The 3,434-nt window shown below is 62.5% G+C and carries 5 protein-coding genes; all 5 read right to left on the bottom strand.

Going from position 1 to position 3,434, the window contains the following annotated elements; all coding sequences use genetic code 11:
- Positions 1 to 177 precede the first annotated feature (177 nt).
- Genes hisF through hisB form a run of 5 tightly spaced genes read right to left on the bottom strand, consistent with a single transcriptional unit; the run spans position 178 to position 3,217 of the window.
- Positions 178 to 948, bottom strand: coding sequence for an imidazole glycerol phosphate synthase subunit HisF (gene hisF, locus IRZ77_RS26550; protein ID WP_046614498.1), 771 nt, complete (start codon positions 946 to 948; stop codon positions 178 to 180).
- Between the two features lie 10 nt (positions 949 to 958).
- Complete coding sequence (hisA, locus tag IRZ77_RS26545) at positions 959 to 1,696, bottom strand: 1-(5-phosphoribosyl)-5-[(5-phosphoribosylamino)methylideneamino]imidazole-4-carboxamide isomerase (protein WP_003257484.1); 738 nt, start codon at positions 1,694 to 1,696, stop codon at positions 959 to 961.
- Between the two features lie 27 nt (positions 1,697 to 1,723).
- Positions 1,724 to 1,984 carry a DUF2164 domain-containing protein gene (locus IRZ77_RS26540; protein WP_046614499.1) on the bottom strand — a complete coding sequence of 87 codons (261 nt, stop codon included), beginning with the start codon at positions 1,982 to 1,984 and terminating at the stop codon, positions 1,724 to 1,726.
- Complete coding sequence (gene hisH / locus IRZ77_RS26535) at positions 1,985 to 2,623, bottom strand: imidazole glycerol phosphate synthase subunit HisH (protein ID WP_025337371.1); 639 nt, start codon at positions 2,621 to 2,623, stop codon at positions 1,985 to 1,987.
- Entirely contained in the window at positions 2,624 to 3,217 is a 594-nt protein-coding gene (gene hisB / locus IRZ77_RS26530) for an imidazoleglycerol-phosphate dehydratase HisB (protein ID WP_003255736.1), read from the bottom strand.
- Positions 3,218 to 3,434 lie beyond the last annotated feature (217 nt).

Raw genomic sequence — 3,434 nt, 5'->3', positions numbered from 1 at the left:
TGGCACGGGCTTCGCCCGTGTTCGCGGGCAAGCCCGCTCCCACAGGGATCACGCCAGCTTTTAGAAATTGAGCAAGACAGTTGCTCCCACATTGGCAGCGCAGGCCCTGAGCCTTGTGCGGTCCCTGTGGGAGCTGGCTTGCCGGCGATGGGCTGCAAAGCAGCCCCAATTAATCGATCAGCGAACGACGATCCCGCGCGAAGCCATGTAGGCCTTGGCTTCCGGCACTGTGTACTCACCAAAGTGGAAGATGCTGGCCGCCAGAACCGCACTGGCGTGCCCTTCCAGAATACCGTCAGCCAGGTGCTGCAGGTTACCCACCCCACCCGAGGCAATCACCGGAATACCCAGCGCATCACTGATCGCACGGGTAACGCCCAGGTCGAAGCCGCTCTTCATGCCGTCCTGGTCCATGCTGGTCAGCAGGATCTCGCCAGCCCCCAGGCCTTCCATCTTCTTCGCCCATTCAACGGCATCCAGCCCGGTCGGTTTGCGCCCGCCGTGGGTGAAAATCTCCCAGCGCGGTTGCTCACCCGGCCCGGACACCTTCTTGGCGTCGATGGCGACAACGATGCACTGCGAACCGAAACGGTCCGCTGCCTCGCCGACAAACTCCGGGTTGAACACTGCGGCCGTGTTGATCGAGACCTTGTCGGCACCGGCATTGAGCAGGTTGCGGATGTCCTGCACAGTGCGCACGCCACCGCCCACGGTCAGCGGGATGAACACCTGGCTGGCCATGCGCTCGACGGTATGCAGCGTGGTGTCGCGGCCATCGACGCTGGCGGTGATGTCGAGGAAGGTGATTTCGTCGGCACCTTGCTCGTCGTAGCGACGGGCGATTTCCACCGGGTCGCCGGCATCACGGATGTTCTCGAACTTGACGCCCTTGACCACCCGGCCGTTGTCCACGTCCAGGCAAGGGATGATGCGCTTGGCCAGTGCCATGGTTCAGTCCTCAGCCTTGGTAGTTGTCGCAGAAGGCCTGGGCCTCGGCGACATCGAGAGTGCCTTCGTAGATGGCACGGCCGGTGATGGCGCCGATGATGCCCGGAGCCTTGGCGTCCAGCAGGGCCTTGATGTCGCCCAGGTTGTGGATGCCGCCCGAGGCGATCACCGGGATGGAGGTGGCTTCTGCCAGTGCCTTGGTGAACGGCACGTTGCAGCCCTGCATCATGCCGTCCTTGGCGATGTCGGTGTAGACGATCGCCGAGACGCCATCGGCCTCGAAACGCTTGGCCAGGTCGATGACCTGCACCGAGCTCACTTCAGCCCAGCCATCGGTGGCGACGAAGCCATCCTTGGCGTCCAGGCCAACGATGACCTTGCCCGGGAAGGCCTTGCACGCTTCGGCGACGAACTCCGGCTGCTTGACCGCCTTGGTGCCGATGATCACGTAGCTGACGCCAGCCTTGACGTAGTGCTCAATGGTTTCCAGCGAGCGGATGCCACCGCCGATCTGGATCGGCAGGGTCGGGTAGCGCTTGGCAATGGCGGTGACCACTTCACCGTTGACCGGCTGGCCTTCGAAGGCGCCGTTGAGGTCGACCAGGTGCAGGCGGCGGCAGCCACCCTCGACCCACTTGGCGGCCATGCTCACCGGGTCGTCGGAAAATACCGTGGAGTCTTCCATGCGGCCTTGGCGCAGGCGCACGCAGGCACCGTCCTTCAGATCGATAGCGGGGATAATCAGCATCTTGGGAACCTGTCTGTTCTTGGGGTTTCAGGGCTTCTCGAGCGCCCACAGATCACTTTCGATGCTCTCGAACCGCTCCTTGAGGTGCAGCTGAACATCGGCAATCGCCCTGTTGTAGTAATGGGGTGCAATTTCTTTGCTGAACAACTCGAGGACTTCGGCCACTTCGAACGACCCCAGCTCCAGCTCGAAACGGTCTTCGAGGAAGCGCTTGAGCGTGTGCAGCGCTTCGCGCTCCTGCTCGGGGGCCAGGGTGATGACAGGGGCCTTGGTCTTCGACCTGCTCATTTACCAGCGCCCGTCCCAGGCAACGAAGTTCTGCAGCAGCTGCAGGCCATGGGTATGGCTCTTCTCCGGGTGGAACTGCACGGCAAAGCGCGAGCCATCGGCCAGCGCAGCGGCGAAATCGACACCGTAATGGCCGCGGCCGACCACCTGGGCCGGCTTGCCGGCATTGATGTAGTAGCTGTGCACGAAGTAGAACCGCGCACGGTCGGGGATGTCGTGCCAAAGCGGGTGGTCGTTGGTCTGGCCGACTTCGTTCCAGCCCATGTGCGGCACCTTCAGGTGCTCACCGTCTTCCTGCAGGTCTTTGCCGAAGAAGCGCACCTGGCCGGGGAACATGCCGATGCAGTCGACACCGTCGTTTTCTTCGCTGTGGTCGAGCAGCGCCTGCATACCCACGCAAATGCCGAGGAACGGGCGATCCTGGCTGACCTCGCGCACCAGGCTGTCGAAGCCCAGGCGGCGGATTTCGGCCATGCAGTCGCGAATCGCGCCCACGCCCGGGAATACCACGCGGTCGGCTTCGCGGATGACCGTGGCATCGCTGGTGACCAGCACCTTACCGGCCCCTACATGCTCGAGCGCCTTGGCCACCGAGTGCAGGTTGCCCATGCCATAGTCGATTACGGCTACCGTCTGCATTTACAGGCACCCTTTGGTGGAAGGCATCTGCCCGGCCATGCGCTCGTCGAGGGTAATGGCCATGCGCAGGGCGCGGCCGAAAGCCTTGAACACGGTCTCGATCTGGTGGTGGGTGTTGTGGCCACGCAGGTTGTCGATGTGCAGGGTCACCAGGGCGTGGTTGACGAAGCCCTGGAAGAACTCCTGGAACAAGTCGACATCGAAGCCACCGACGCTGGCGCGGGTATACGGGACGTGCATCTGCAGGCCCGGGCGACCGGAGAAGTCGATGACCACGCGCGACAGCGCTTCGTCCAGAGGCACATAAGCGTGGCCGTAGCGGAAGATGCCCTTCTTGTCACCGATGGCCTGGGCGAATGCCATGCCCAGGGTGATGCCGACGTCTTCGACGGTATGGTGATCGTCGATATGCGTGTCACCCTTGCACTCGATATCCAGATCGATCAGCCCATGGCGAGCAATCTGGTCCAGCATGTGTTCAAGGAAAGGCACACCGATATCGAATCGGGCCTTGCCACTGCCATCGAGGTTGATCGAGCACTTGACCTGGGTTTCCAGGGTATTGCGCTCGACGGAAGCCTTACGTTCGACCATCACCAGCTCCGCAAAATCATTAGGCGAAAAGGGCTTCATTATAGGCCTAGAACGCGCTGGCTTGAAACGCGGATGACATATGGCAAAACGAGGAATTACGCAGGCTGGATACCGTTACAAGTCTATACAACCCGGTGACCTGGGATGATCTGGGGCTGCTTTGCAGCCCATCGCCGGGGGGCCCCCGCCCCCCGCGGGCCCCCCGCCCCCCCCCCGC

Source organism: Pseudomonas pudica (assembly GCF_015680405.1).
GTDB classification, from domain to species: domain Bacteria; phylum Pseudomonadota; class Gammaproteobacteria; order Pseudomonadales; family Pseudomonadaceae; genus Aquipseudomonas; species Aquipseudomonas pudica.
The sequence above is the reverse complement of the archived record's forward strand: the minus strand, read 5'-3'. Positions and strand labels throughout refer to the sequence as shown.

Bases quoted from the DNA above. Each gene is read 5' to 3' on its own strand.
- hisF (WP_046614498.1), bottom strand. From the start codon at position 948: ATGGCACTGGCCAAGCGCATCATCCCTTGCCTGGACGTGGACAACGGC.
- hisA (WP_003257484.1), bottom strand. From the start codon at position 1,696: ATGCTGATTATCCCCGCTATCGATCTGAAGGACGGTGCCTGCGTGCGC.
- IRZ77_RS26540 (WP_046614499.1), bottom strand. From the start codon at position 1,984: ATGAGCAGGTCGAAGACCAAGGCCCCTGTCATCACCCTGGCCCCCGAG.
- hisH (WP_025337371.1), bottom strand. From the start codon at position 2,623: ATGCAGACGGTAGCCGTAATCGACTATGGCATGGGCAACCTGCACTCG.
- hisB (WP_003255736.1), bottom strand. From the start codon at position 3,217: ATGGTCGAACGTAAGGCTTCCGTCGAGCGCAATACCCTGGAAACCCAG.